This is a genomic window from Dyella ginsengisoli LA-4, from assembly GCF_000334915.1.
Classification (GTDB): Bacteria; Pseudomonadota; Gammaproteobacteria; order Xanthomonadales; family Rhodanobacteraceae; genus Dyella_A; species Dyella_A ginsengisoli_A.
The window spans coordinates 1-867 of record NZ_AMSF01000096.1 but is presented as its reverse complement, the minus strand read 5'-3'; the positions used below and the strand labels follow the sequence as shown (position 1 = coordinate 867).

Below are 867 nucleotides of genomic sequence, written 5' to 3'. Positions count from 1 at the left end.
CTGGGCGCAGGTGCGCGAGCGCCTCGAGGCATGCGATGCCCGCATCGACGCCCACGCGCGAGACGATGCGCGTTGCATGCGGCTGCGCGCGATCGTCGGCATCGGGCCGATCACCGCCGACGCGGTGGTGGCCACGCTGGGGGCGGCGACCGACTTCCGCAACGGCCGCCAGCTGGCCGCCTGGCTGGGCCTGGTGCCGATGCAGCACTCCACCGGCGGGCGAGCGCGGCTGGGCACGATCAGCTGCCGTGGCGACGCCTACCTGCGCACGCTGCTGATCCAGGGTGCGCGCAGCAGTCTGCAGTGGGCCAAGGCGGTGGCAACGGAGAAGGCCACACCGGAGCAACTTTGGATACGCACGCTCGATCGGCGGATGCCATTCGGCAAGGTGCTGGTGGCGATCGCCAACAAGCATGCGCGGCAGGTGTGGGCGATGCTCGCCCGGGACGTCGACTACGACCCGCACGCCTGCCTGCGCCACCCGAGGCATCGGCAAGCAAGCGCGGCCGAGGCCGCTTGAGAGAGATTCGCTTCACCGTCCGTGCGACGCGGTAGACAACGGGTCAGACCGACCCGGCGAGAACCTGACTAACTATTTGGACATCCATCCCGCGTTGCGGCCGATCCCCGCACGCCGGTCAGTCCGATGAACGAATGAGGTCGCCGGGTGCGGTTTATACCCAGGTCCGGGCTGGCAGCATCGGCCCCACAAGACCGTTTACGGAAATGCAGTCTGGCGTCTGTTGAAGCCGCATCGCATCGACACGCAACAGGCATCACCGGAGGACAACATGAAGATTGGCAGTGGCCCGAAAGCCTGGGGCAAAGGCGTCATGCACCCGGGGTTGATCGGAAGTCTCTTACGGA

The 867-nt window shown here is 67.2% G+C and carries 1 protein-coding gene; it reads left to right on the top strand.

What is annotated here, in order from left to right:
* On the top strand, positions 1–520 hold a 520-nt coding region (locus C693_RS22325; RefSeq protein WP_017464112.1), incomplete at its 5' end, for an IS110 family transposase.
* Between the last annotated feature and the right edge of the window lie 347 nt (positions 521–867).